At 68.0% G+C, this 944-nt stretch carries 1 protein-coding gene; it reads left to right on the forward strand.

Going from position 1 to position 944, the window contains the following annotated elements:
• On the forward strand, positions 1-792 hold a 792-nt coding region (locus GPA_RS01835; RefSeq protein ID WP_331429634.1), incomplete at its 5' end, for a molybdopterin dinucleotide binding domain-containing protein.
• Positions 793-944: the final 152 nt, after the last annotated feature.

A 944-nucleotide genomic window follows, 5' to 3' on the forward strand; every position in this document is an offset into this window, starting at 1 on the left:
GGGCACCAGCCCTACGCGCTCGGCGCCATCGCGCAGGCCGTGGAGCCCTTGGGCGAGTGCAAGTCGGACCAGCGCATCATCTACGAGCTGGGCGACCGCTTCGCTGGCCGCGACCATCGGCCCTGGGATTCCGAGCAGGATTTCTACGACTACCTGCTGCGCAGCACCGGGTTCACCTACGACTCGCTCAAGGAGCGCGCGTGGGCCTACCCCGAATTCGAGTACCGGAAGTACGAGAAGGGGCTGCTGCGACCCGACGGCACGCCCGGCTTCGCCACGTCTACCGGCCGCTACAACTTCTACTGCGCCGAGATGGCCTACTTCGGCTTCTCGCCGTTCGCCACGTACGAGGAGCCGCCCGAGAGCCCGGTATCGGCGCCCGACCTGGCCGAGAAGTACCCGCTCGTGCTCACCACAGGCGCCCGCAAATGGGGGTTCTTCCATTCGGAGCACCGCCAGAGCCCGTCCATGCGCCGCTTGCACCCCGAGCCCGAGTTCCTCGTGCATCCCGAGACGGCGGCAGCCTACGGCATCGCCGACGGCGACTGGTGCACCATCTCGAACAACCTGGGCTCCGCCCGCCTGCGCGCCCATACCACCGTGCGCATCCGCAAAGACACGGTGTCGGCCGACCACGGCTGGTGGTTCCCCGAGCGCGGGCCCGAGGACGGCACGCTGTTCGGCACGCTCGAGAGCAACATCAACCAGCTCGTGCCCATGCGGCCGGGCAAGTCGGGGCTCGGCGCGTCGTACAAGTCGCAGCTGTGCCGCATCGATAGGATCGAGGAGTGAGGACCATGCGCAAGTACCTGGCCGTCGACTACGAGTTCTGCACGGGGTGCCACACCTGCGAGATAGCCTGCCAGCAGGAGCACGGCCTGGCGCCCGACCGGTTCGGCATCAAGCTGACCCAGATAGGCCCCGACCAGCTGGACGAGCGCCGC

Origin of the sequence: Gordonibacter pamelaeae 7-10-1-b (genome assembly GCF_000210055.1) — a bacterium.
In the GTDB taxonomy this organism is placed as follows: Bacteria; Actinomycetota; Coriobacteriia; order Coriobacteriales; family Eggerthellaceae; genus Gordonibacter; species Gordonibacter pamelaeae.